Below are 21,765 nucleotides of genomic sequence, written 5' to 3' on the forward strand. Positions count from 1 at the left end.
CGAACCGCGGCATTCGAATCTCCCATCCTGGAGATTCGCAACGACCGATGGAATCCGCCTGACCTACGCGGTCCGCGGCGTCGAGGCCGTCGGCGACCGGCAGGACGCCGTCGCCGAGATCAGCGGCGCCTTCCCCGGCAGCCCCGTGACCCTGGTCTTCGGGCTGACCTTCCGCGGCGACCGGATCGAGCGACTCCACATCCACCCGGCCTGACCGCTCACCCGCGTCCGGGGCCGCAGCGTCGACCGCCACGGCACTCCCGGTGCCGCACCCGGTGAACGGCGACGTCCGCGGCGCCGTCGCGGCCGTTCCGGCGACCTGAGCCCGTCGGGAACCACCTTCGAGTCACCCTCGCGGCCCCAGAAGTCCGCCCTTCCTTCATCCGCATTTCACCCAGCCAATAGGATTCCCCCGTTCTTAGGCCGAATGGGGGATCCTCGTGTCGCTCGACCACACGGCAACACCGTCCCGCGGACTCCGGACGACGGGGACCGAGATCCCCGCCTGGCGCGGGCTGGCGGTGTTCGTGGTCCGGGAGGCCGCGGCGCACCTGCTCGACGAGGCGGTGGCCGGCATCGCGCGCGGGCTGGAGATCCTGGACGTCGTGGTGCTCGACGCGCAGCAGCGGCGAGCCGCCCGGACGGCGATCCCCGCGGGCTGGGACACCCGGCGCGGCGGGCGGCCGTTCGCGATGGTCGTGGCCTGCGATGTCGCTCCGCCCGCGGGCGCGACGGGGGTGCGGGCGGTCGCGCAGCGGATCGCGGACGTCCTCGACTTCACGGAGAAGCGTGTGCTCCGCGGGGTGCCGCCGAAGCAGCACTACTCCCCGGTCCACGTCTCCGCGGGCCCGCAACAGGCGCTCGACTACCTCGAGACCCTCGGCGACCTCGACATCCAGGCTCGGCTCCTCCCCCGGGTCCAAGCGCTCGCCGCCGTCTGCGCGATCCCGTTCCCGCTCGTGACGATGCTCGGCGGGGAGGCGCCGGGGTTCCGGTCGCGGGTCGCACTCGTGGAGCACCCGGTGTTCGGCCGCAGCGTCTGCAAGATCTTCCGGCCGGGCGCGACCGACTCGTTCCGCCGCGAGCTGCGTGCCCGGACCGAGTTCGACGACCTCCCCGAGGTCCCCGAGCTGCTCGCCCACGGCGACAACTGGCTGCTCACGCCCTTCTACACCGACACCGGAGCGCACGTCGTCCGCAGGCTGCCCGGCGAGCTCGCGCAGCTGCGCCCGCACGTGGTCCGCTCGCTGGTCCGCTTCGTCCGCGACCTGCACGAGCGCGGTCGGTACGTGCTCGACCTGTCGCCGCACAACCTCGTCTCCGACCCCCGCGCCGGGCTCAAGGTCCTCGATCTCGAGTTCGTCCTGGAGTACCCCGCGCCGCAGCCGGAATGGGAGGACTGCTGGAGTCTGCGCGGGGTGCCGCAGGCCCTCCGGCGGGTGGGTGACGGCCTACCCGACCTCGTGCTGACGAAGGGCGTGGGCAACTCCGTGTTCCATCCGGCCGTCTGCGGGCTCCGGCGGTCCCAGCTGCTCGCGACCGGCCGTCGTCGGGAGGCCCCCCGCCGGGTCGCCACCCAGCTGGCCTGGTCCGCGGCGCTCGGCGTGGCCGGACGGGTGCATCCGGCGCTGCGCGGGGACCGATGACCGAGGACCCCACCCGGCCCCTGCCCACGGTCGCGCCCCGGCGGAACCTCACCGCCCGCACCGCCCGCGGGTTCGCCTGGGCGTTCACCGGCTCGGTCGGGCAGGCCGTGCTGCAGATCCTCGCGACGATCGTGCTGGCCCGGCTGCTCACGCCGGAGGAGTTCGGCTCCGTCGCCGCCGCGCTGCTCGTCGTCGGCCTGACGCAGCTGGTCACCCAGCTCGGGGTGGCTGCCGCGCTCGTCCACCGACGCGAGCTGACCGACCGGGACGTCGCCGCCGCGTTCTGGTTCTCGATGGCGCTCTCGGTGGTCATGGCGGTCCTGCTGGCCACGCTCGCCCCCGTGCTGAACGGCCTGGTCGGCCTGCCCGCGGACGCCACGCTGCTCCCCCTGCTGTCCCTCGCGCTGGTCCTCGCGGGGGCGATCGCGGTACCCACCGGCCTGCTGCAACGCGAGCTGCGCTTCCGCCCGATGGCCACGGTCGACCTGCTCGCCGCCGGACCGGCGCTGATCGGCGTGAGCGTGGTGCTCGCGCTGACCGGACTCGGCCCCGCCGCGCTCGCCTGGGCGGAGGTGGCCGCGGCCGCGGTGAAGGCGGTCGGGTACCTCGCGCTGGCCCGGCCGAGTGTGCGGCTCGACCGGACCGCCTGGTCCCGGCTGCGCCCGATGCTGAACTTCGGCTCCGGCTACTCCTTGACCCAGCTCGGCAACTGGTTCGCGCTCAATGCGGACAACCTGGTCGTGGCGAACGTGCTCGGCACCGCCCCGCTCGGCGTCTACACCCGCGCCTACAACCTGCTCAACGAGCCCGCGAACGTCATCGGAGGCGCCGCGGACAAGGCCCTGTTCCCCGCCATGGCCCGCGTGCGAGACGACGGCGAGCGCCTGCGTGCGGCCTATGTCCGGACCTCCAGCCTGGTCACCCTCGCCACGGCACCCGCCGCCGTCCTGCTGTTCGTGCTGGCCCCCGAGGTCGTGCACGTGCTCCTCGGCGCGCAGTGGGGCGCGGTCGTCCTGCCCGTGCAGGTGTTCGCGCTGGTGCTGCTCCCGCGGACGTCCTACAAGATCAGCACCTCGCTCACCCGCGCGACCGGCGCGGTGTACCGGGCGGCCTGGCGGCAGTGGCTCTACGCGGTCGAGGTCGTGGTGTTCACGCTGGTCGGAGCGCGGTTCTGGGGGGTGAACGGCGTCGCGGTCGGCGCGTCGGTGGCGATCGTGCTGCACTTCCTGGTCATGCTGCACTTCTCCGCCCGGGTGTCGCCGGGCCTCATGGGCGCCGTGCTGCGGATGTACCTCAAGCACGTGCCCGCGGTCGTCGCGGTCGCGCTCGCCGTCTGGGGGGCCGCGGCGGTCGTCCGGCCCGTCGGATCGGACCTGCTCACCCTCGTCGTCGGCGGGGTGGCCGCGGCGGTCGCCGCCGGGGCCGTGCTGGCCCTGCTGCGTAGGAGGTTCGCCGCCGAGCTCGCGGTCGTGCTCAGCCTGCGGGGCGGGCGGAAGCCGGTCGCGGCGTGAGGGCCGACCCGACCCGCTACCTGCAGCGGGGATGGGAGGCGCTGCCCTGGAAGCTGGACGGGCTCTCCGACCACCAGGTCCGGCGTCCGCTCACCCCCACCGGCACCAACCTGCTCGGGCTGGTCAAGCACGTGGCGCTCACGACGTCGGGCTACTTCGGCGAGGTGCTCGGCCGCCCCACGGTCCTCCCGTGGGACTCCGCCGAGCCGAACGACGACATGTGGGCGGCCCCCGGCGAGACCCGGGCGGAGGTCCTGGACTGGTACGCGACCGCGGTCGCGGACGCCGAGACCGCGCTGCGCGAGCTGCCCCTGGACCATCCGGCGCACGTGTCCTGGTGGCCCGAGCCGGAGGTCACGCTCGGGCGGATCGCGATCCACATGACCGCGGAGCTCCACCGGCACTGCGGGCACGCGGACATCCTGCGCGAGCTGCTCGACGGTGCCGCGGGCATGCTCCCGCAGGTCGCCAACCTCCCCGCCGACTTCTCCTGGGAGACCTACCGCGCGCGGCTGCAGGCCGAGGCGGACCGCCACACCTGACTTGCCGAACCAGCAAGCTGACTTGCCATGTTCGCGTGACCGGGCGCAGAGTCGGCCGCATGGATTACGACGTGGTGGTGATCGGCGGCGGGGCCGCCGGACTGAGTGGTGCGGTGGCGTTGGCGCGGAGCCTGCGCTCGGTGCTGGTGGTGGACGCGGGCGAACCCCGCAACGCGCCCGCGGCCGGGGTCCACAATTACCTCGGCCGGGAGGGCGTCCCGCCCGCGGAGCTGTTCGCGGCGGGCCGCGCGGAGGCCGAGGCGTACGGGGTGGAGTTCGTGCGGGACCGGGTGCGGTCGCTCGCGCCGGGCTTCCGGGTGGAGCTGTCGGACCGGACCGTCACCGCGCGCAAGCTGCTCGTCACGACGGGGCTGACCGACGAGCTGCCGGAGGTCCCCGGCCTCGCCGAGCGGTGGGGCGAGGACGTGCTGCACTGCCCGTACTGCCACGGCTACGAGGTGCGCGGACGGGCGATCGGCGTGCTCTCGACCGGGAACGGCATGCACCAGGCACTGCTGTTCGCCCAGCTCAGCGACGACGTCACGCTCTTCCTCCACACCGGGGACGAGCCGACCGCCGAGGAGTGGGAGCAGCTGGCGGCCCGCGGGATCGCGGTCGTCGACGGCGAGGTGACCGGCCTGCGGGTCGAGGCCGACCGGCTCACAGGGGTGCGGCTCGCGTCCGGCCGGGTGGTCGACCGGGACGTGCTGGTCGTCGCGCCGCGGTTCACCGCGAACGACGGCGTACTGGCCGGCCTGGGGCTCGCCGCGGAGCCCGTCGAGATGATGGGCAGGGTGATGGGCTCGCACGTGCCCGCGAACCCGACGGGCGCCACCGCGGTGGCCGGGGTCTATGTGGCGGGCAACCTCGCCGACGTGTCCGCCCAGGTCGTGGTGTCCGCCGCGGCGGGGATGCGGGCGGGCGCGATGATCAACGCGGAGCTCGTGATGGAGGAGACCCGCGCGGCGGTCGAGCGCCGACGGGTGTTCTCCGCCGCGTCCGAGCGCGAGGTGCAGGCCCTGGTCGCCGGCACCCGGGACCTCTAGCAGGATGGCGGTCATGGAACACGGACACGGGCACGGGCGGCCGATGACGGCGGACGAGGTCCGGGCGATGCTCGAGGCGCCCGCCTGGGACGAGCGCTACGGCGGCGAGGAGCTCGTGTGGAGCGGGTTCCCGAACCCCCAGCTGGTCGCGGAGATCGACGACGTCGAGCCCGGCCGAGCGCTGGACGTCGGCGCGGGTGAGGGGGCGGACGCCGTCTGGCTGGCCCGGCGGGGCTGGGCGGTCACGGCCGTCGACTTCTCGGCGATGGCGCTCAAGCGGATCGCCGAGCACGCCGCCGAGGCGGGGGTGCAGGTCACGACCGAGCAGGCGGACGTCCGCGACTGGGCCCCGCCCCGGGGTGCCTACGACCTGGTGAACTCGCAGTTCATGCACCAGCCGCCGGAGGTCTTCGGGCCGCTGGTCACCCGCCTCGCGGCGGCGGTCGCGCCGGGCGGGCACCTGGTCGTGGTGGGGCACCACCCCACGGACCTGGACAAGCCCGAGATCGGTCGCCCGCCGGTCGAGGAGATGCTGTTCACCGCCGAGGACGTCGCCGCGCGGCTGGACCCCGGGTCCTGGGAGGTCCTCGCCGCCGACACGCGGCCCCGCCAGCTCATCGGCATGGACGGCGAGCCGGTCACCGCGCACGACGCGGTCCTGCACGCCCGCCGCCGCGCCTGACCCCCGCCGGCGGCGTCCCCGATCGCTGTGACTCAGTTCACAGGATTGCCGATCTTCGTTGCTCCGAGTGACCACGATCAGGTGGTCCCCCGCCGGCTTCCGGACCGCTCGTGGTCGTGCCGCCCGGCGAGTCCCGGGCCCCCGACCGTCCCGGCGGCCCGGGCACGACGGCTCGCCGCGCGCGGCGCCGCCCCTCGCGACCGCGCGAGGCGGTGCACCTGCCGACATCCGGCTCACCAGGAGCCCGGAGACGATCAGCGGAACCGTGGGACGAGGCGGCGTGGGGGACGTGCGCGACCGCTCACGGACGGGTGAACGGCGGACGCTCCCGTACGCCGATCGCAGGTGTCCGTTAACCGGTTCGCAACGACCCCTGCTGTCACCACACGTAGTCGGAGCACTACCTTCTGGGCACGCTCCCAGGAGGTGACCGCCCCGTGGCACTCGCATCCATCTTGTCCGCCATGCCCGATCTGCTGCAGCGCACGCTCGCGCAGCACTCCCCCGACCAGTTCGGTTACTGCCGCGAATGTCGCGAGGCGTCCGGCATCGCCGCCCCGTGGCCCTGCGCCGCCCGCGAGGTGGCGGAGGAGGCGCAGTACATCCAACGCGGCGGGCTGCCCGGCACGCTCGGCGGCCGCCACCGCAACCGCGTCTGACCGATTCGACCGAAGGGCCGCCTCGCCCCGCGAGGCGGCCCTTCGTCGTCTCCGCCCCGTGGCGCCGGCGCAGAGGCTGCTGATCGTCGACGAGAGTGATCAGCACACCCTCTCGCAGGCTCGCCCCTCGGCGCCGCCCGCTCTCCGGCGCGCCCGGCTCCGCTACGCCGGACGGCTCCGCTACGCCGGACGGCTCAGCCTCGACGGCCACCGGATGCCCCCTTCGGCGCAACCGTTCTTGCCGCCGCACACTCCGACGCGCCGAGCGGACATCGCCCTGTGCGCTGAGCCACTGTCCGGCCGCTCACCGTCACCCGCCGCCATGCTGAGAGCCGCTCGCCGCTCCGCCCCTCCCGATCGTCTCAGCAGGGGCAACCCGGCCCAGCGGGCCGGGTCGGAAGCCCCTAACGTCGGACACGACCGGATCACGGAACGATCACGAACGACCCTGGAGCCCCCGAAGCTCCGCTCCCCCGGGGTCGCGCGAGTCCCCTGATCGCACCGGAACCGGTCGAGTCCGACAGCTGAACACAGAGAGGTCGCAGTGGCCCGGCATCGCTCCCCACGAGGCCGCACCGCGTCCCCCCGCTCCGCGACGTCGAGCTCCCCACGACGTCGCGTGCCCCGGGCGGGGGACGCGGTCCGGTCCATCCCCGGTCCCGTTCGTCACGGGACCGCCGTCCTCCTCGCCGCGGGCGGGGTGGTCTCCGTCCTCGGCGCCGCCGCCCCGTTGGCGGGTCCGCTCGCCGCGGGGGTGCAGGACGCGGCCGCCGCGTTCGGCACGTCGCCGAGCGCCGCACCCGGCGCCTCGGCGCCCGGCGACACCTCGCTGGACGGCACCGCGCTCGGCAACACCGCGCTCGGCAACACCGCGCTCGGCAACACCGCGCTCGGCAACACCGCGCTCGGCAACACCGCGCTCGGCAACACCGCGCTCGGCGACACCGCACTCGGCGCCACGGCCCGCGAGGCCACGGCCGCCGGTGGTCCGTCGGCCGCGGTCCTCGCCGGCTCCCCGGAGGAGGTCACCCCACCCGCCGCCGTCTCGCTGACCTACCTGTCCGACGCCGCTCGCACCGCGGGCGAGCGCGCGGTCGCGGAACAGCGGCGCGCCGAGGACGAGGCCCGCGCGGCCGAGGAGCGGGCGAAGGCCGCGCTGTCCGGGCAGACCCTGCGCGCGGGCTCGGGCAGCACCTCCTGCGGGATGAGTACGAGCAGCCTGGGTGCGGTCAAGGCCTGGGTCGCGGACGCCGCGGAGTTCCTCGGCTGCCAGTTCGGCCGACCACAGGTGCTGGGCGTCGGCAGCCGCGGGAACGCCTCGGACCACCCCTCCGGCCTCGCCGCGGACTTCATGACCTCCGACCAGGCGACCGGTGACTCGATCGCCGCCTGCGCCCTGGCCAACATGCAGGAGCTCGGTGTCAGCTACGTGATCTGGGACCAGCAGATCAACACCGGCTCGGGCTGGAAGCCCATGGAGGACCGCGGCAGCCCCACCGCGAACCACGAGGACCACGTGCACGTCTCGTTCCGCAGCTCGGCCCCGAGCGGCACCCCCGCGCGCTGCTGACGACCGTTCACCGCGCCACGCGACACGCACATCTCACGGCGCGTAGGCGAATCGGACGTTTCGTGACCTCTCCGCTACATTCGGTCGCGAACACGGCGGCTCGGTTCCCCGACGGGCGCTCCCCAGGCACTCCGCACGGGCCGACGGTTCGAGAAGGCAGGTCGTGTCGCGGCACCGCTCCCCCGCCGCGGGTGCGACCGGTGACACCGCGACGGTCGACGGACGCCGTCTCGGCGCGGTCGCCGGCGGCCCGCAGGCGACCGTCTCCCGGTCCGGGTCGACGCACTGTGCGCTGCGCCGGGGTCTGACGGCCGCGGCCGTCGCGAGCGGCGCCCTCGCCGTGGCGGCCCCCGTCGCCGCCCTGCTGCCCGCGGAAGCCGACACCGCGTCGACCGTCCGGGTCGAGCTGGCCGCGACGACGGACCTCGTCGAGGAGCCGGAGTTCCTGGAGGTCGACGGCGCCCTGCTCGCCGCAGGTGTGCTCCCGGTCCGCCACCAGAGCGACCCGCCCGCGATGGACGCGGCCGCGCGGCTGCTCAAGTCCGCCGACCTGAACACGGTGGCGCGCAGGGCCGAGGAGGAGCGTCTCGCCCGCGAGGCCCGGGTGAACTGCGCCGCCGACCTCTCGGCGATCGGCGCGGTGAAGCCGCACGTCCGGGAGGCCGCGCGGTTCCTGTCCTGCCTGTTCGACGAGCCGGACCTGATCGGCGTCGCCGGGCGCGGCCGCGTCTCCGACCACCCGACCGGCCTGGCGCTCGACCTCATGACCTCCGGCGCCGAGGGCGACCGCATCGCGGCCTGCGCGCTGGCCAACCGCGCCGCGCTGGGCGTCTCGTACGTGATCTGGGAGCAGCGGATCAACTACGGCTCGGGCTGGGAGCGGATGGAGAACCGCGGCGGCGTGACCGAGAACCACTTCGACCACGTGCACATCAGCTTCGAGCGCGGCGCAGGCGCAGGCGACCCGGACCCCGACCTCTGCACCTGACGCTGCTCGTACGCTACGGGGTGGCCGAGTGCGCCGAGTGGCCGTGCGTGCGGCGTTCCGCCTTCATCTCGGCCTCGAACACGTGCCTGCGCCCGCCGACCAGGTCCTCGCGCAGCGCACGCTCGGTGTCCTTGAGCGGGCCGTAGTAGGAGTCGTCGAACTCCTCCACGATCTGGAAGCTCCACCGCCCCTCGATCGCGTTGCGGCCCACCAGCTCCCGGCTGATCCGCTCCGCCCACTCGCGGTGCCCGCCCGCGCGCAGGGTGTCCACGACGTCGTCGAGCATGGCGTCGGCGCCCCCCATGAGCTGGTGGAACTCGTAGAGGGCGCCGCGGGCGCGCTCGATGCGTTCGAGCATCTCGGAGAGCTTGCCGGTGGCGGCGACGTCCTCGTCGGTGGCGCCGTCGGGGCGGGCGTGGGTCTGATCGAGATCGGCCATGCGGCCGGGTACCCCGCTACGGCCACCATCAGTGTGACGGCACTAACATTCTGGTCGCATCGAGGGACTGGGAGGCGCCGCATGCGCGTGGGGATCCTGACCGGCGGGGGCGACTGCCCCGGCCTCAACGCCGTGCTGCGGGCGATCGTCCGCAAGGGGGTGCCCGCGTACGGGCACGAGTTCGTCGGGTTCCGGGACGGCTGGCGCGGCGTGCTCGAGGCGGACGTCCAGCCGCTCGACATCCCGGACGTCCGTGGCCTGCTTCCCCGCGGCGGCACCATCCTCGGCTCCTCCCGCACCAACCCCTTTGCCTCCGCGGACGGCGTCGACCGGATCCGCCGCAGCCTCGCCGAGCTGCGGATCGACGCACTGGTCGCGATCGGCGGGGAGGACACCCTCGGCGTCGCCGCGCGGCTGCACGACGAGGGGCTGCACGTCGTCGGGGTGCCGAAGACCATCGACAACGACCTCGGCGGCACGGACTACACGTTCGGCTTCGACACCGCCGTGTCCATCGCGACGGAGGCGATCGACCGGCTGCACACCACAGCGGAGTCCCACCACCGGGTGCTGATCGTCGAGGTGATGGGCAGGCACGCCGGCTGGATCGCGGTGCACGCCGGCATGGCGGGCGGCGCCAACGCCATCCTGATCCCCGAGCAGCCGTTCTCGATGGACCGGGTCGAAGCGTGGGTGGAGAGCCGCTTCCGGGACCGCTACGCCTCGATCATCGTGGTGAGCGAGGGCGCGGTGCCCGAGGGCGGTGCCGCCGTGCTGACGAGCGGACAGACGGACGCGTTCGGGCACGCCCGGCTCGGCGGCGTCGGGGACTGGCTGGCGCACGAGATCGAGCGGCGCACCGGCAAGGAGGCACGGACCACGGTGCTCGGGCACGTCCAGCGGGGCGGGACGCCCACGGCCCGGGACCGCTGGCTCGCCACCCGCTTCGGGCTGCACGCGATCGACGCCGTGCAGGCCGGGGAATGGGGCATGATGGCGGCACTGCGGGGCACCGACATCGTGATGGTGCCGCTGCTGGAGGCCACGAAGGAGCTCAAGACCGTGGATCCGGCGCTCTACGCCGAGGCCGAGGTGTTCTTCGGTTAGAAACATTCCGTAGTCCGGGCGTAATGATCCGGACATCGATCCTGCCGGTCCGCGTCCTAGAAAGAGGTCGGACGCCCGCACCGTCGGATCGGAGGCCCGCCGTGGACCGCATCGCTCTGCTCGCCTGTCCCGCGGAGTGCCGGGCCGACCACCCCCGGCGCGCCCACCACGACCGGCTGCTGGCCGTGGAGCGGGACGCGGACGCCGTCCTGGAGCTGTTCGAGACGGCGGTGACGTGGGCCGAGCTCGAGTACCCCGAGGAGACCACGATCCCGCCCGCGCGATGGGTGGAGTTCGCCCGGATGCACCGCTGGCAGGACCCGGACCGAGTGCTGCGGATCTTCCTCCTGGCGGCGGACATGGCGGGCCGCAGCGCCCGTCCCGCGCCGGTGCCGCTGGTCAGGGCCTCGGGGGACGGCATCTGCCCCACGCTGGCCCCCGCCCCGGAGCGCCACCTCCGCCTCGCGCCCTGACCTTGCCCGAGGACCCGTTCGCGGAGCATCCTCGACGCACCCCGCGGGAGGTGCGATGACGGTCTGGGACATCAGCAGGCACCCCACGCGCGAGCAGTTCGACTACTGGCGCGAGGTCATCTGCCAGGCCTTCGTCCCGCTCGCGCCGACCCGCACCGCTGCCGAGCCCGGCTTCGCGGCGCGGGTGGAGACCCGCGCGCTCGGGGCGGTCAACCGCGCCCGGATCGACTCGCGCCCGCAGCTGACCGCCCACGGCCCGCGCGAGATCAGCCGGTCGGCAGGCGAGTACGTGTTCGTCAACCTCCAGCTCGCGGGCTCGTGCCGGGTGCGGCACAACGGGGTGGAGTCCGTCGTCGAGCCCGGGCGGTTCGTGCTGCTGGACACCGCGGAGCCCTACTATCTCCGGTTCGACGAGCCGTGGCGGATGCTGTCCTTCCGGGTGCCGCACGCGCACCTCGGCGGCCGCCCGCAGTCCCCCGCGCTGGGACGCGCGATGGACGGCAGCGGCGGGACCGGGCACGTGGTCACGGCCCTGATGGACGCGCTGTGGCAGCTCGGCGACAGCGGGCCGTCGGCGGATCTGGAGCAGTCCTTCGCCTCGGCGGTCGGTGCCGTGCTCGGCGGCCCGGCCCCCGCCCCGGACGACCTGCGGGCCGCGGTGCTGCGGCACGTGGCGGCCCGTCTCGGCGATCCGGGCCTGTCCGTGCGCTCGGTGTGCCGGCGCTTCGCGATCTCGCCGCGGACCCTGCACTCGGCGTTCGAGGGCCACGAGTCCAGCTTCGCCGCGACCGTGCGCCGGCTGCGGCTGGAGCAGTGCGCGCGAGCGTTCGCCGATCCCGCCGAGACCGCGGGGATCACCGCGATCGCGGCCCGGCACGGCTACCCGGACCCGGCCGCGTTCAGCCGTGCCTTCCGCCGCGAGTACGGCATGGCGCCCCGCGAGCTGCGCGAACGGCACAGGATCGGCGCACCCGGGGCCAAGACCGGGGCGCAGCGGCGCGGGGAGGCTGGGGCCCCGTCCTGAAGGAGGCCCCGTGTCCGTCTCGTTCACCCTCTCGCCCGCCCAGGAGCAGCTCAAGCAGGCCGCGCGGCAGTTCGCCGACGAGCACCTGCGAGACCTCGCCGCCGCCGTCCGCGCCGAGCCCGATCCCCGACGCCGCGCGCTGTTGGCCCGCCCGGTGTTCGAGAAGGCGGTCGGCGCGGGGTTCCTCAAGGGCCTGATCCCGGCACCGTTCGGGGGCGCCGGGGGCGGCGGGGTGGACGCCGCGATCCTGATCGAGGAGTGGGCCGCGCAGAGCCCGGACTTCGTGATCTCGATGGCCGGTCCGCTGATCGCACTCGCCCCGGTCTACGAGGCGGGCACGCCTGCGCAGGTGCGCCGGTTCGTCGCGCCGTTCCTGGCCGACGCGGGCGCCCCGGTCGCGGCGATGGCGTACTCCGAGCCGGAGGGCAGCGCCAACTTCGACGCCCCGCCGCCCGCCGAGGGCACGCGCACCGTCGCCCGCCCGGACGGCGACCACTGGGTGCTCGACGGCCGCAAGCAGTGGGCCTCCCACCTGCCCGGTTGGGACGGCGACGGCCCCGAGATCATGACGGTCGTCTGCCGCACACCCGGCGGCATCTCCCTGGTCGTGGCGGAGCGCGAGCACCTCGCGGGCCACATCGAGGTGGAGGAGTACCTCGACCTGCCCGGGCTCGCGGGCTGTCTCACCGCCCGCGTCCGGCTGCACGGGGTCCGTGTCCCCAGGGAGAACCTGATCGGCGCGGAGGGCCAGGGCCCGGCCCTGACCCGCAACGCGTTCGTGGCCAGCGGCGCCTCCATCGGCACCTTCGCGACGGCGGCGATGCGGCAGGCCTTCGACGTCGCCCTCCGCTTCGCCACCACCGAGCGCCGCGGCGGCGCCGACCCGATCATCGCCCACCAGGCCGTCTCGGACGTCCTCGCCGACGCCAAGGGCCGCATCGAGGCCGTCCGGTTGCTGTCGTGGCGGGCGCTCGACGCCGCGTTGTCCGGTGACCCGGCCGGGCCGGAGCTGGCGTTGCACGCCAAGGTGTTCGGCTCCGAGACCGCCGTCGACGTGATCACCTCCCTGGTGAAGATCGTCGGCGTGACGGCCTACGACACCGCGTTCCCGCTGCTGCGGTACCTCAACGACGCGCTGGCCTACCCCGTCATCGAGGGCAGCAACACCGGAGTCCGCCGTCGCCAGCTGCAGGAGCTCCTCCGCGGCCCCGGCTACGACCCGCTGGCGGCCTCAGGGATGCGGTAGGCCGGTGACCGGGGTGGCCTGCAGGTCCAGGACCTGCACGGTCTCCCCGTCCCGGGTCAGCGACAGCACCGCGGAGTCGTCCAGCGTGCCGACCACGGCCGCGGCCAGGTCCCGCTCGGCGAAGGCGGCCAGGCACTCCGGCTCCCGCCCGGCGGGCACGCAGAGCAGGAAGCCGAAGCTGGGGAAGCAGGTGAACCAGCGGACCAGCGGCACCCCGGCGGGCGCGGGCACCGCGGTGACGTCCACCGTGACCCCGAGCGAGCTCGGTTCGAGCAGCATGGCCAGCGAGCCGACGAGCCCGGCCATGCTGATGTCCTTGGCCGCCACCACGGTCCCGGCCTCCGCCAGGGTGCTGAGCAGCCGGATGTCCCCCGCGCTGCGCCTGCCGCGGGACTCGAAGGCGGGGAAGAACGGGAAGTCCTCGCGCATCCGCCCGTCCAGCGCCGCGGCGACGACCAGCGACTGTCCCGGTGCGGCCCGGGTGACCGACAACGGCGCCCCGGACCGCCCCACCGCGAACGCGGAGATCGCCGGGTCGCCCTCGTGCAGCGTCAGGTGCCCGCCGACGATCGGCACGTCGTAGAGCTCCGCGGCCTCGCGCATCCCGGCCAGTGCCTTGCGCGCCACCGCCTCCGACGCGACCACGGTGTCCACGATCCCGAGCGGCACCCCGCCCATGGCGGCGACGTCGTTGACGTTCGCGAGCACGGCGGCGAACCCCGCCCCGTGCGGGTCCGCGGCGACGAACGGCGGGAACAGCGCCTCGCCGCAGGCGATCACGCCATCCCCGACGACCGCGCCGTCGTCCCCGGGGCCGGACTCCCAGTCCGTGTCCCCGAACACCTCGCCGACCACCGCGATCTCGGCCTTGGCCGCGAGCCCGGGGTTGGCGAGGCAGGCCGCCGCGATCTCGCCGAGCGTCTCACCCACGCAGGATCACCCACGTCGCGTGCACCGCCGTGTCGCCCGCGTTGTGCCAGGCATGGCCCCGGTCCGTGGGGTAGTGCACCGTGTCGCCCGCCTCCACCTCGTAGGTCTCCCCCGCCACCTCGACGGTCAGCACGCCCTCGTGGACGAGGACCAGCTCTTCGCCGGGGCGCCGCGGGCGGGTGTCCCCGCTGCTCCCGCCCGGCTCGACGACGACGTCCACCGCCGCCGCGCGCAACGCGTCCGACGGCGCGGCGCGGCCCTCCGCCCGCACCCCCAGCGCACCCGGGACCCAGTCCCGCGGCGCGGGCAGCCGGTCCTTCGCCTTCACGTGCACGGCGGCGGGCGGCTCGGCCCCGGTGTCGTCCACGAAGGCCGACACGGGCTGGCCGAGGGCGCCCGCGAGCTTGAGCAACGTGGTGATCGTGGGCACCATGTCCCCACGTTCGACCTTGTGCACGGCCGCCGCGGAGACGTCGGCGCGGACCGCGAGCTGCTGGAGGGACAGCCCCAACCGGCTGCGCGCGGCGCGCACCTTCGGCCCGATCGCGTCCACGATCGGCTCCCAGGTCGGCGTGCTCACGTTGAGCATCCTAGACGGCGTCCACCTATGGTGGACACTCCTGATCCCCGGAGGCCCGGTGTCCCCCCAGGAAACGCCCCGGTCGCGGCCGTACCGGCCCTCGCGGCCCCCGTCGGCGTTCGCGCGCAGGCTGGTGCGGGGCACCGGGACGGACGGTGTGGTCGACGAGCTGCGCGGCGTGATCCTCTCCGGCGAGGCGACCCCCGGCATGCCCATCCCGCTCGACGAGATCGCCCAGGTCCTCGGGATCAGCCCGATCCCCGTCCGCGAGGCCCTGAAGACGCTGGTCGGCGAGGGCCTGGTGGACCACCGCCCGCGCGGCGGCTACACGGTCGCCCGGATCACCATGGCCGAGCTCGCGGAGCTCTACGTCGTGCGCGGGGTGCTGGAGCAGGCCGCGCTCGCGGCGGCGCTCCCGCTGGCCACCCCCGCGGACCACGAGGAGGCCCGCGCCGCGCACGAGGCGCTCGGCCGGGCCCTCGAGGAGGGGGACGTGCCCGGCTACCACCGGGCGTCGCGCCGGTTCCACCTCGCGCTCGTCGCCCCCGCCCGGATGCGGCGCCTGCAGGGCATGCTCGAGTCCGCCTGGAACGTCACCGAGCCCTACCGGCCGATGTCCCAGCTCTCGGACGAGGGCCGCGCCGGCCTGCACGCCGACCACGCCGGGATGCTCGCGGCCTTCGAGGCAGGCGACGCCGCGGCGCTCCTGACCGAGGCGACCGAGCACCACGAGCAGCTCCGCAGGGCCGTCGCCGCCCTCCCGGGCGACCCGGCCCTCTTCGCCGACCCGTGACCGCATCACCGGCGACGCTGCCGTCACCCGCAGGAACGCTCAGTCGAGCGGGAGGATCTTGACGATCCGGGCGGCGGTGCGGCCTGCGCGGCGGGCGTTCTCCGGCGCGATGCGTTCCACGGGGCGGTCGGCCCGGAGGCTCGCGTGGTGGACGGCGACCGCGCCGTCTCGGCCGACGCCGATCCCCACCTCCAGCGGTGAGGCGAGGGCCGCGGCGTGGGCCAGCGCGACCGGGTCGCCCTCCGCCTGCTCGACGGCGACCGGCACGCCCTCCTCCTCGGCACCCGCACACACCTGACGCAGCACGTCCGCACCGACCGCACCCCGCAGCACGATCGCGGGCGGCTCGACGCCGCTCACCACCGCGGCACCCCGTCTCCGGACTCACGGACCGCGGGGTCGGGCTCGCGGACCGTGGGGACGGACTCGCGAGCCGTGGTGTGGGACTCGGGGGCCGCTGTGTCGAACTCGCGGGCTCGGGTGTCGAACTCGCGGGGGCTCATCGGGATGCCCAGGCGTCCACCAGGCCGCTCGCGACCGCGTTGCGGGGGCCTTCGGTGCCGTGGACGTTGCCGATACCGCAGACCACGCCGTGCGGGGCGAGGGCGTCGGCGATCAGCTCGGGGATCTCGAAGTCCAACGCCGAGCCACCGAGCAGCACCACGAAGTCCAGCGACCGCAGCGAGCCGCCGGGGGCGACCTGGCGCAGCGCCCGCAGGGCGTTGACCGCGAAGACCTTCCGCTTGGCCTCGCGGCGGACCCGGCGCACGTGGTCCACCGTGGAGCGCGTCGCGACGGGTGCCGGGCCCTCGGGCGTCATCGTCACCACCCGCGCGAACACGTGCGAGGGCAGCGGCTCGGAGAAGAACTGCACGGTCCCGTCCTCGTGCCGGACGTGGAAGAAGCTCTCCACCTTCGCCAGCGGGTGCCGCTTGACGGCCTCGGCCTGCTCCCGGTCGTCGAGCGCCAGCTCGGAGTCGATCAGCTTGGTGACCAGCTCGCCCGCCCCCGCGACGTGCACCGCCGACGATCCCTCCGCGGTGAGCAGGGCCGCGTCCGTGGAGCCGCCGCCGAGGTCCAGCACGGCGATCGGGACGGCGGTGCCGGGGGTGGTGAGCGCGCCGCGCACGGCCATCTCGCCCTCGATCCCGCCGATCTCGGCCCGGCAGCCCAGCACGGCGGCGACCTGGTCGGCGACGACCTGCATGCGCGACCGGGAGGTGCGGACCATCGCCGCCAGCGCGACGGCGTTCTCCAGCGCCACCTCGCCTGCGAGCCCGCCGCGCACCTCGTTCGGCACCACGGTGTCCACGGCGAGGACGTCCCGGATGCGGATCTCCGCCGCGGGCCTGCCGGTCACGTCGGTCATGGTGTCCCGGACCTGCGCCAACATCCCGCCGACGTGGGTACCGGGCTCGCCGGTCGCGTCGTCGAGCGGCTGGACGCGGGCCAGCGTCGCCATGATCTCCTCGGCCCCCGCGTCGACGTCGACGCGCTGGGTCCTCCCCGCACCCGTCAGCGTCAGCGTGCCGACGGGGATGCGCCGGTCGGTCACGTCCCCGCTCGGCGTGCGGACGACGACGGCCGAACGGTTCCCGGTCAGCGCCCGCGCCACCGGGGAGACCTGGCGGGTCTGGTCGGGGTCCAGGCCGAACACCGACGCCAGCCCGTAGGAGTCCGACAGGGTGCGGATGGTGCGGCCGGGCGGCGCGACCTCCACCGCCGCGAGCATCCCGAGCGGCACCTTCTCGACCGCCCCGACCTCGTCGACCACCGGGATCGGGGTGCGCAGCCGGTTGCAGACGAGCACGGCGTCGTCGTTCGCCAACACGGCCGCGACCACCTCGCAGGACGCCGCGTTGATCTCCGCCGCCACGTCGTCGAAGTCCCAGCCCGCCGGGACCACGACGATGGCCGGTCCCTCGGCGGAGGCCAGGGCGTCGACCGCCACCGTGGTGCCGACACCGGTCCCCGCACCGCCCGGGGTCGCGGGGTTGTGCCCGATCATCGTGGACTCGGTGATGATCGTCTCGGAGATCGTCTCCATGGCCAGGCCGGAGATGACCGGGGTGGCCTCGTTGAGCAGCACCAGGTCCGGGGCGCGACCACCGGCCCGCTCCAGTGCGCGGCGCACGGCGGTCACCGCGCCCTCGGTGTTGTCCGGGGTGCCCTTCACCCCGGTCGTGCGGGTGAGCGCGGTGCCCGCGTACTCGACCCGGCCCTCCACGACGGAGGCCACGCAGGCCTCCGTCGTGGAGTTGCCGATGTCGACACCGACGACGATCATGCGCTGTTCCGATGCGCCGTTCGCAGGCTCACGGCCGGGAGATGACCGGCTCGACCTCGACCGGCCTGCGCCCCGCCACGATGCACTCGTACTCCTTGAGGTGCAGCAGCGCGGCCTTGGCCTGCCAGCGCGGGCGGGCCATCTGGTCGTTCCGGGTGGGCACCGGGGCGGGTGACTCGCCCTTGGCGTACTGGGCGGCGTTGGACCCGATGAGCCGGAACACCTCGGCGTCGAGCAGCGGGGACTGCGGGAACAGCTCCAGGTTGGACAGCCGCGGCAGGTCCCGCTGGTGGATCATCGTGGTCCCGCGGGACAGCAGTCCGACCGAGATGCCCGAGCCGGACAGCCGCGCCCCGATGTGCGCGACCGCCGCGAGGTCCGCCGTGTCCCACACCTTGACCATCCGGGCGTGCACGCCCTGCTCCTCGATGCCGGCCAGGATCTGCCGGATCACCTCGGCGTGCGGCACCTCCACGATCGTCTTGGTGAAGGGATCGGCGAACGCGGGCGAGACGGCGATGACCACCTCGTCCGGCCGCGAGCCCCGCTGCGCCGGGCCCACCTCCTTCAGGGTCAGCGTGCGGGTGGTCGCGGGAGCGGTCATCACGACACCTCCGTCTCGGGGTTCTCGGCGCTCGTGACGTGGCGCAGCTTCTTGAGCTGCTCCCACCGCTCGCCCTCCAGGCGGTACCCGGAGCCGGGGCCGCCGTAGTCGTTCGCGTCGTTGATCGCCGACAGCGGGACGAAGTCGGCGGTGAGGATCGCCGAGGTCTGCAGCAGGTCGCCGGAGACGCGCTGGCGCAAGACGGTCAGCAGGTTCTCGGCGACGTCGTGGAAACCGCTGCGCTCCAACGCCTTCACCAGGTCGAGCCCGGTGACGCCGCGGTCCATCACCGACTGGGCACCCTTGAGGTCCTCCAGCACGTCCCGGTCCGGGTAGTCCCCGGAGCCGTGGGCGTAGACGGCGGCCTCCACCTCGGCGTCGGTGATCGGCGGCAGGTCGAGCTCGGCGAACACGGCCTGCAGCGCCCGGGCGGCCTTCTCCCGGACCTGGAGGATCTCGGTCTCGCGGACGTGCCGGAGGCCGCCGTCGACCTGGAGGTCGCGCTGGATGGTGTTCCAGTCGTCGTAGTCCTCGGTGTCGAAGTTGGACCCGGCGAACATGTTGTCCGCGTTGGGCACCCCGGAGTAGCCGGAGCACACGAAGTCCGTCCCCGGCAGCAGCTGCGGCAGCGCGCGGCTCACCCGACGCATGGACGAGTGCGAGAACGACTGGTCGTTGCCGGAGGCGCACTCCAGGTCCATCCAGCTGGCGATCAGGTTCTCCGCCGCCACCGCCCGGATCCCGCCGGGCACCGCGCCCGGGACGCCGATGCAGGAGATGGACCCGTTCTGCAGGCCCTGGACCCCCGCGCCACGCGCCATGAGGATGCAGCGGATCTCCAGGTACAGCATCGAGCGGCCCTCGGCGTTGCCCATCTGCACCTCCGACCCGGTGCCCGAGGTGAACCGCATCTTGATCCCACGGGAGGCGTACGCGCCGGCCAGGAACGTCTTGGACCAGGGCGTGTCGTCGCCGTCGACGAACACGGACTCGGTGCCGTACACCGAGATCGTCTCGGCGTAGGCGGTGATCCCGCGCATGCCGAGCTCGAGCTCGGTGGCCTCCTCCAGGGCGCACTGGGTGAGCACGCCGCCCCGCCCGACCTGGCCGCCGACCTGCAGCGCGATCGCCACGAGCGGCGCGTACCGGACGACGCCGAGGGTGGTCTCCAGCTCCGCGAACCCGCGCAGCGCACCCTCCGCCGCGTCGGCCGCGACCTGGATCGGGTTGTCCTTCGCGCTGGTGGAGTGCGCCTGGTTGGCGGGGGTGCGGCGGGCCCGCATCTTCTGCATCGCCATCATGATCTCGACGACGTTCATCAGCTTGACGACGTCGAGGATCTTCGCGGGCGTCAGGCCCCGGCCGACGGCGATCACCTCGTCCCGCGAGGAGCGCGGGTCGACGAGCATCCGCGCGATCTCGATGGACGGGATCGCGTTGACCTCCTCCGCGGTGTCCACGTCGATGGCGTGGTCGGCGATGAAGGTGTCCATGAAGTCGAAGTCCGCGCGGGCGCGGCCGTCGAGCTCGACGATCCGGCCGTCCTCGACGCGCACGCTGGGCTGCGGGTCGAAGTCCGACTCCATCGCGACGAGGCCCTTCTCGGGCCACTCCTCGACGAACCCGTCGAGGTTGACGGGACGGGCCTCCAGCACCTCGGTCCGCTTGGACCGGCGTTCGGCGGTGGTCATCGGTCCTCCTCGCGGGCGAGCAGATCACGGCGCTCGTAGACCTCGGCGGCCTCGCGCACCAGGGCGCCGCAGACCGGCGCGTGGTACTTGCTCTCCAGGTTCTCGGCGATCGTGATCAGCTGGTCCCGGCTCGACGCCCGGGGGCGCAGGGCGTTGTACATGGCGAGCACCTCGGCGTCGGGCACCGCGGTGAGCTCGGCCGCCCGCCGGAGGTTCTGCGCGAGCTGGCGGCGGTGCACCGACTCGGCCAGCGTGGCCTGCAGCTGCAGGGTCTCCGGGGCGATCCGCAGGTCCTCGGCGGTGATCTCCCCGGCGACGACGGCGTCCATCGTCAGCGCGGAGAGCGGCTTGCCGGTGGGGGTGCGGAGGAGGTCCTGACGGTTCACCGAGAGTGGGTAGTCACCCGGTCCCAGATCTGTGGTCATGCGTTGCACCTCTCGTGTGTCGCGGCAGGACGTACCAACCGTTGCGTAGCTGCGCAGGTGCGCGGAACCCCGTGGCGTGGGCGTGACCCGAACGGTCGCTCACCTCCCGGGGAGGTCACGCGACGCCCAGGCCGAGCAGGCCGGCGAGCACCGCGCCGACGATCGGGCCGACGACCGGCACCCACGAGTAACCCCACTCCGGGCTGCCCTTGCCCTTGATCGGCAGGAGCGCGTAGGCGATGCGGGGACCGAGGTCACGGGCCGGGTTGATGGCGTAGCCGGTCGGTCCGCCGAGCGAGCAGCCGATCCCGATGACGACGAACGCGACCGCCGCGTAGCCGAGGGCGCCGTTGCCGAACTGGGGGACGCCGGAGCCGTCCGGAGCCTGCGCCACCGGGTTGGACAGGATCCAGAACACCAGCACGAACGTCGCGACGATCTCCGTGACGACGTTCCAGCCCGACCGCGCGACGGCGGGGCCGGTGCAGAAGATGCCGCGGGTGTCGCGGTTGCCCTCGGGGTCCTCCTCCACGTTGCGGTCGAAGTTCGCCTTGTAGGCGAGCCACGCCAGGCAGGCACCGACGAAGGCACCCGCGAACTGGCCGATCAGGTAGAAGGGCACCATCGCCCACTCGGTGGCGCCCGCGACCGCGAGCCCGATCGTCACCGCCGGGTTCAGGTGCGCCCCGGAGGGCTCGGCGATGCTCGCGCCCGCGAACACCGCGAACCCCCAGCCGAAGGTGATCATCAACCAGCCCGCGCCGGTGCCGAACGTCGGCCGCAGCACGACGTTCGCCACGACACCGGCGCCCAGCAGGATGAGCACCGCGGTGCCCAGCCCCTCGTACAGCACGATCGACCCTGCCGTCATCGGATGGACCTCCTCGTCCGGGACCGCGCACACGACCCGGCGGGGACGATCCTCATCGGACCCACTGCGGGACAAGGGCTCGCCCCGGAAGTCCCACCTCATGCGCAGGTGCGCAACTCACCCGGCAGGGAGGGACGACCTGACCCAATGCGGAGCTGTGGACCCCCCGTCCCGTCCGGTTGGGTGGAGCGGGACGGGACGGGCGGACGGGAAGGACTCGACGATGAGTGGGTTGACACTGGCCGAGGCGCAGAAGGCGTTGGCCGCAGGCCTGAAGAAGGCGGACGAGATCGGCCAGCCGATGAACGTCGCCGTCGTCGACGCGGGCGGGCACCTGCTGGCCTTCGCCCGCCAGGACGGCGCGATCCGGGCGAGCATCGACATCTCGCAGCGCAAGGCGGTCACGTCGATCCTCATGGCCGCCCCCACCGGCGCGCTGACCGCGCTCGTCCAGCCCGGTGCCGAGCTCTACGGCCTCGAGCAGCTCTCCGGTGGTCTCGTCATCTTCGGCGGCGGCATCCCCGTGGAACGCGACGGCGAGATCGTCGGCGCGGTGGGGGTCAGCGCAGGGTCCGTCGAGCAGGACACGGTGGTGGCGGAGGCGGCGGTGGCGGCGCTGAAGCGCTCCCGAGCCCGTGCGCGGTGAGCGAC

General features: G+C 74.0%; 25 protein-coding genes. 15 read left to right on the plus strand and 10 right to left on the minus strand.

Translation table 11 applies throughout. The features are described 5' to 3' along the window. The 9 genes from ABD993_RS25715 to ABD993_RS25755 form a co-directional block, all read left to right on the plus strand. Window positions 1-214, plus strand: a 214-nt coding sequence (locus tag ABD993_RS25715; RefSeq protein WP_345423680.1) for a hypothetical protein, incomplete at its 5' end; no start/stop codon positions are given. Window positions 215-440: 226 nt separating this feature from the next. Continuing rightward, window positions 441-1,646, plus strand: a complete 1,206-nt coding sequence (locus ABD993_RS25720; RefSeq protein WP_345423683.1) for a hypothetical protein — start codon at window positions 441-443, stop codon at window positions 1,644-1,646. Further along, window positions 1,643-3,157 (plus strand): lipopolysaccharide biosynthesis protein, encoded by a 1,515-nt coding sequence (locus ABD993_RS25725; protein ID WP_345423686.1) that lies wholly within the window; start codon window positions 1,643-1,645, stop codon window positions 3,155-3,157. The genes ABD993_RS25720 and ABD993_RS25725 overlap by 4 nt, the downstream gene beginning before the upstream one ends. Beyond that, window positions 3,154-3,699 carry a DinB family protein gene (locus tag ABD993_RS25730; protein ID WP_345423689.1) on the plus strand — a complete coding sequence of 182 codons (546 nt, stop codon included), beginning with the start codon at window positions 3,154-3,156 and terminating at the stop codon, window positions 3,697-3,699. Before ABD993_RS25725 ends, ABD993_RS25730 begins: the two co-directional genes overlap by 4 nt. 59 nt (window positions 3,700-3,758) lie before the next feature. Continuing rightward, window positions 3,759-4,745 carry an NAD(P)/FAD-dependent oxidoreductase gene (locus tag ABD993_RS25735; RefSeq protein ID WP_345423692.1) on the plus strand — a complete coding sequence of 329 codons (987 nt, stop codon included), beginning with the start codon at window positions 3,759-3,761 and terminating at the stop codon, window positions 4,743-4,745. A 13-nt stretch (window positions 4,746-4,758) separates the two neighbouring features. Further along, window positions 4,759-5,427, plus strand: coding sequence for a class I SAM-dependent methyltransferase (locus ABD993_RS25740; RefSeq protein ID WP_345423695.1), 669 nt, complete (start codon window positions 4,759-4,761; stop codon window positions 5,425-5,427). A 464-nt stretch (window positions 5,428-5,891) separates the two neighbouring features. Continuing rightward, window positions 5,892-6,086, plus strand: a complete 195-nt coding sequence (locus ABD993_RS25745; protein ID WP_345423698.1) for a hypothetical protein — start codon at window positions 5,892-5,894, stop codon at window positions 6,084-6,086. Window positions 6,087-6,705: 619 nt separating this feature from the next. Beyond that, entirely contained in the window at window positions 6,706-7,656 is a 951-nt protein-coding gene (locus ABD993_RS25750; RefSeq protein WP_345423701.1) for a VldE C-terminal domain-containing protein, read from the plus strand. 163 nt (window positions 7,657-7,819) lie between these two features. Beyond that, complete coding sequence (locus tag ABD993_RS25755; protein ID WP_345423704.1) at window positions 7,820-8,644, plus strand: VldE C-terminal domain-containing protein; 825 nt, start codon at window positions 7,820-7,822, stop codon at window positions 8,642-8,644. A gap of 13 nt (window positions 8,645-8,657) precedes the next feature. Here the strand turns inward: ABD993_RS25755 and ABD993_RS25760 are convergent, their stop codons facing one another. Then, on the minus strand, window positions 8,658-9,083 hold the full coding sequence (locus ABD993_RS25760; RefSeq protein ID WP_345423707.1) for a hypothetical protein: 426 nt from the start codon (window positions 9,081-9,083) through the stop codon (window positions 8,658-8,660). Window positions 9,084-9,164: 81 nt separating this feature from the next. Between ABD993_RS25760 and ABD993_RS25765 the strand changes: the two genes are divergently transcribed. The 4 genes from ABD993_RS25765 to ABD993_RS25780 all read left to right on the plus strand — a co-directional run bounded on the left by ABD993_RS25765 (window position 9,165) and on the right by ABD993_RS25780 (window position 12,933). Then, the gene (locus tag ABD993_RS25765) at window positions 9,165-10,190 is read left to right on the plus strand and encodes a 6-phosphofructokinase (protein WP_345423710.1); all 1,026 of its coding nucleotides are present in this window, start codon (window positions 9,165-9,167) and stop codon (window positions 10,188-10,190) included. A gap of 101 nt (window positions 10,191-10,291) precedes the next feature. Continuing rightward, entirely contained in the window at window positions 10,292-10,663 is a 372-nt protein-coding gene (locus ABD993_RS25770; protein WP_345423713.1) for a hypothetical protein, read from the plus strand. Between the two features lie 55 nt (window positions 10,664-10,718). Continuing rightward, window positions 10,719-11,687, plus strand: coding sequence for an AraC-like ligand-binding domain-containing protein (locus ABD993_RS25775; protein ID WP_345423716.1), 969 nt, complete (start codon window positions 10,719-10,721; stop codon window positions 11,685-11,687). 10 nt (window positions 11,688-11,697) lie between these two features. Then, the gene (locus tag ABD993_RS25780) at window positions 11,698-12,933 is read left to right on the plus strand and encodes an acyl-CoA dehydrogenase family protein (protein WP_345423720.1); all 1,236 of its coding nucleotides are present in this window, start codon (window positions 11,698-11,700) and stop codon (window positions 12,931-12,933) included. On the opposite strand, the gene ABD993_RS25785 is transcribed toward ABD993_RS25780, so the two are convergent. Together ABD993_RS25785 and ABD993_RS25790 are read right to left on the minus strand one after the other, a co-directional pair. Beyond that, complete coding sequence (locus tag ABD993_RS25785) at window positions 12,919-13,863, minus strand: AIR synthase related protein (protein WP_345423723.1); 945 nt, start codon at window positions 13,861-13,863, stop codon at window positions 12,919-12,921. The two genes, ABD993_RS25780 and ABD993_RS25785, sit on opposite strands and share 15 nt — an antisense overlap. After that, entirely contained in the window at window positions 13,856-14,443 is a 588-nt protein-coding gene (locus ABD993_RS25790; protein ID WP_345423725.1) for a helix-turn-helix domain-containing protein, read from the minus strand. The genes ABD993_RS25785 and ABD993_RS25790 overlap by 8 nt, the downstream gene beginning before the upstream one ends. Before the next feature lie 58 nt (window positions 14,444-14,501). Here ABD993_RS25790 and ABD993_RS25795 point away from each other — a divergent pair, with 58 nt between their 5' ends. Beyond that, window positions 14,502-15,236 (plus strand): GntR family transcriptional regulator, encoded by a 735-nt coding sequence (locus tag ABD993_RS25795; protein WP_345423728.1) that lies wholly within the window; start codon window positions 14,502-14,504, stop codon window positions 15,234-15,236. A gap of 39 nt (window positions 15,237-15,275) precedes the next feature. Here the strand turns inward: ABD993_RS25795 and ABD993_RS25800 are convergent, their stop codons facing one another. The 7 genes from ABD993_RS25800 to ABD993_RS25830 all read right to left on the minus strand — a co-directional run bounded on the left by ABD993_RS25800 (window position 15,276) and on the right by ABD993_RS25830 (window position 21,114). Then, window positions 15,276-15,596, minus strand: coding sequence for a glycerol dehydratase reactivase beta/small subunit family protein (locus ABD993_RS25800; protein ID WP_345423731.1), 321 nt, complete (start codon window positions 15,594-15,596; stop codon window positions 15,276-15,278). Continuing rightward, window positions 15,593-15,739: a hypothetical protein gene (locus tag ABD993_RS25805; protein ID WP_345423734.1), complete on the minus strand. Its 147-nt coding sequence runs from the start codon at window positions 15,737-15,739 to the stop codon at window positions 15,593-15,595. Before ABD993_RS25805 ends, ABD993_RS25800 begins: the two co-directional genes overlap by 4 nt. Then, window positions 15,736-17,523: a diol dehydratase reactivase subunit alpha gene (locus ABD993_RS25810; RefSeq protein ID WP_345423737.1), complete on the minus strand. Its 1,788-nt coding sequence runs from the start codon at window positions 17,521-17,523 to the stop codon at window positions 15,736-15,738. The genes ABD993_RS25805 and ABD993_RS25810 overlap by 4 nt, the downstream gene beginning before the upstream one ends. Window positions 17,524-17,551: 28 nt before the next feature. Continuing rightward, complete coding sequence (locus ABD993_RS25815; protein WP_345423740.1) at window positions 17,552-18,127, minus strand: propanediol/glycerol family dehydratase medium subunit; 576 nt, start codon at window positions 18,125-18,127, stop codon at window positions 17,552-17,554. Next, on the minus strand, window positions 18,127-19,818 hold the full coding sequence (locus ABD993_RS25820; protein WP_345423743.1) for a propanediol/glycerol family dehydratase large subunit: 1,692 nt from the start codon (window positions 19,816-19,818) through the stop codon (window positions 18,127-18,129). The genes ABD993_RS25815 and ABD993_RS25820 overlap by 1 nt, the downstream gene beginning before the upstream one ends. After that, window positions 19,815-20,243, minus strand: coding sequence for a diol dehydratase small subunit (locus ABD993_RS25825; RefSeq protein WP_345423746.1), 429 nt, complete (start codon window positions 20,241-20,243; stop codon window positions 19,815-19,817). Before ABD993_RS25825 ends, ABD993_RS25820 begins: the two co-directional genes overlap by 4 nt. Window positions 20,244-20,358: 115 nt before the next feature. After that, window positions 20,359-21,114, minus strand: a complete 756-nt coding sequence (locus tag ABD993_RS25830) for an MIP/aquaporin family protein (protein ID WP_345423749.1) — start codon at window positions 21,112-21,114, stop codon at window positions 20,359-20,361. Window positions 21,115-21,337: 223 nt separating this feature from the next. On the opposite strand from ABD993_RS25830, the gene ABD993_RS25835 reads away from it, so the two are divergent. Beyond that, on the plus strand, window positions 21,338-21,760 hold the full coding sequence (locus tag ABD993_RS25835) for a GlcG/HbpS family heme-binding protein (RefSeq protein WP_345423752.1): 423 nt from the start codon (window positions 21,338-21,340) through the stop codon (window positions 21,758-21,760). Window positions 21,761-21,765: the final 5 nt, after the last annotated feature.

This window comes from Pseudonocardia xishanensis (assembly GCF_039541715.1).
GTDB classification, from domain to species: Bacteria; Actinomycetota; Actinomycetes; order Mycobacteriales; family Pseudonocardiaceae; genus Pseudonocardia; species Pseudonocardia xishanensis.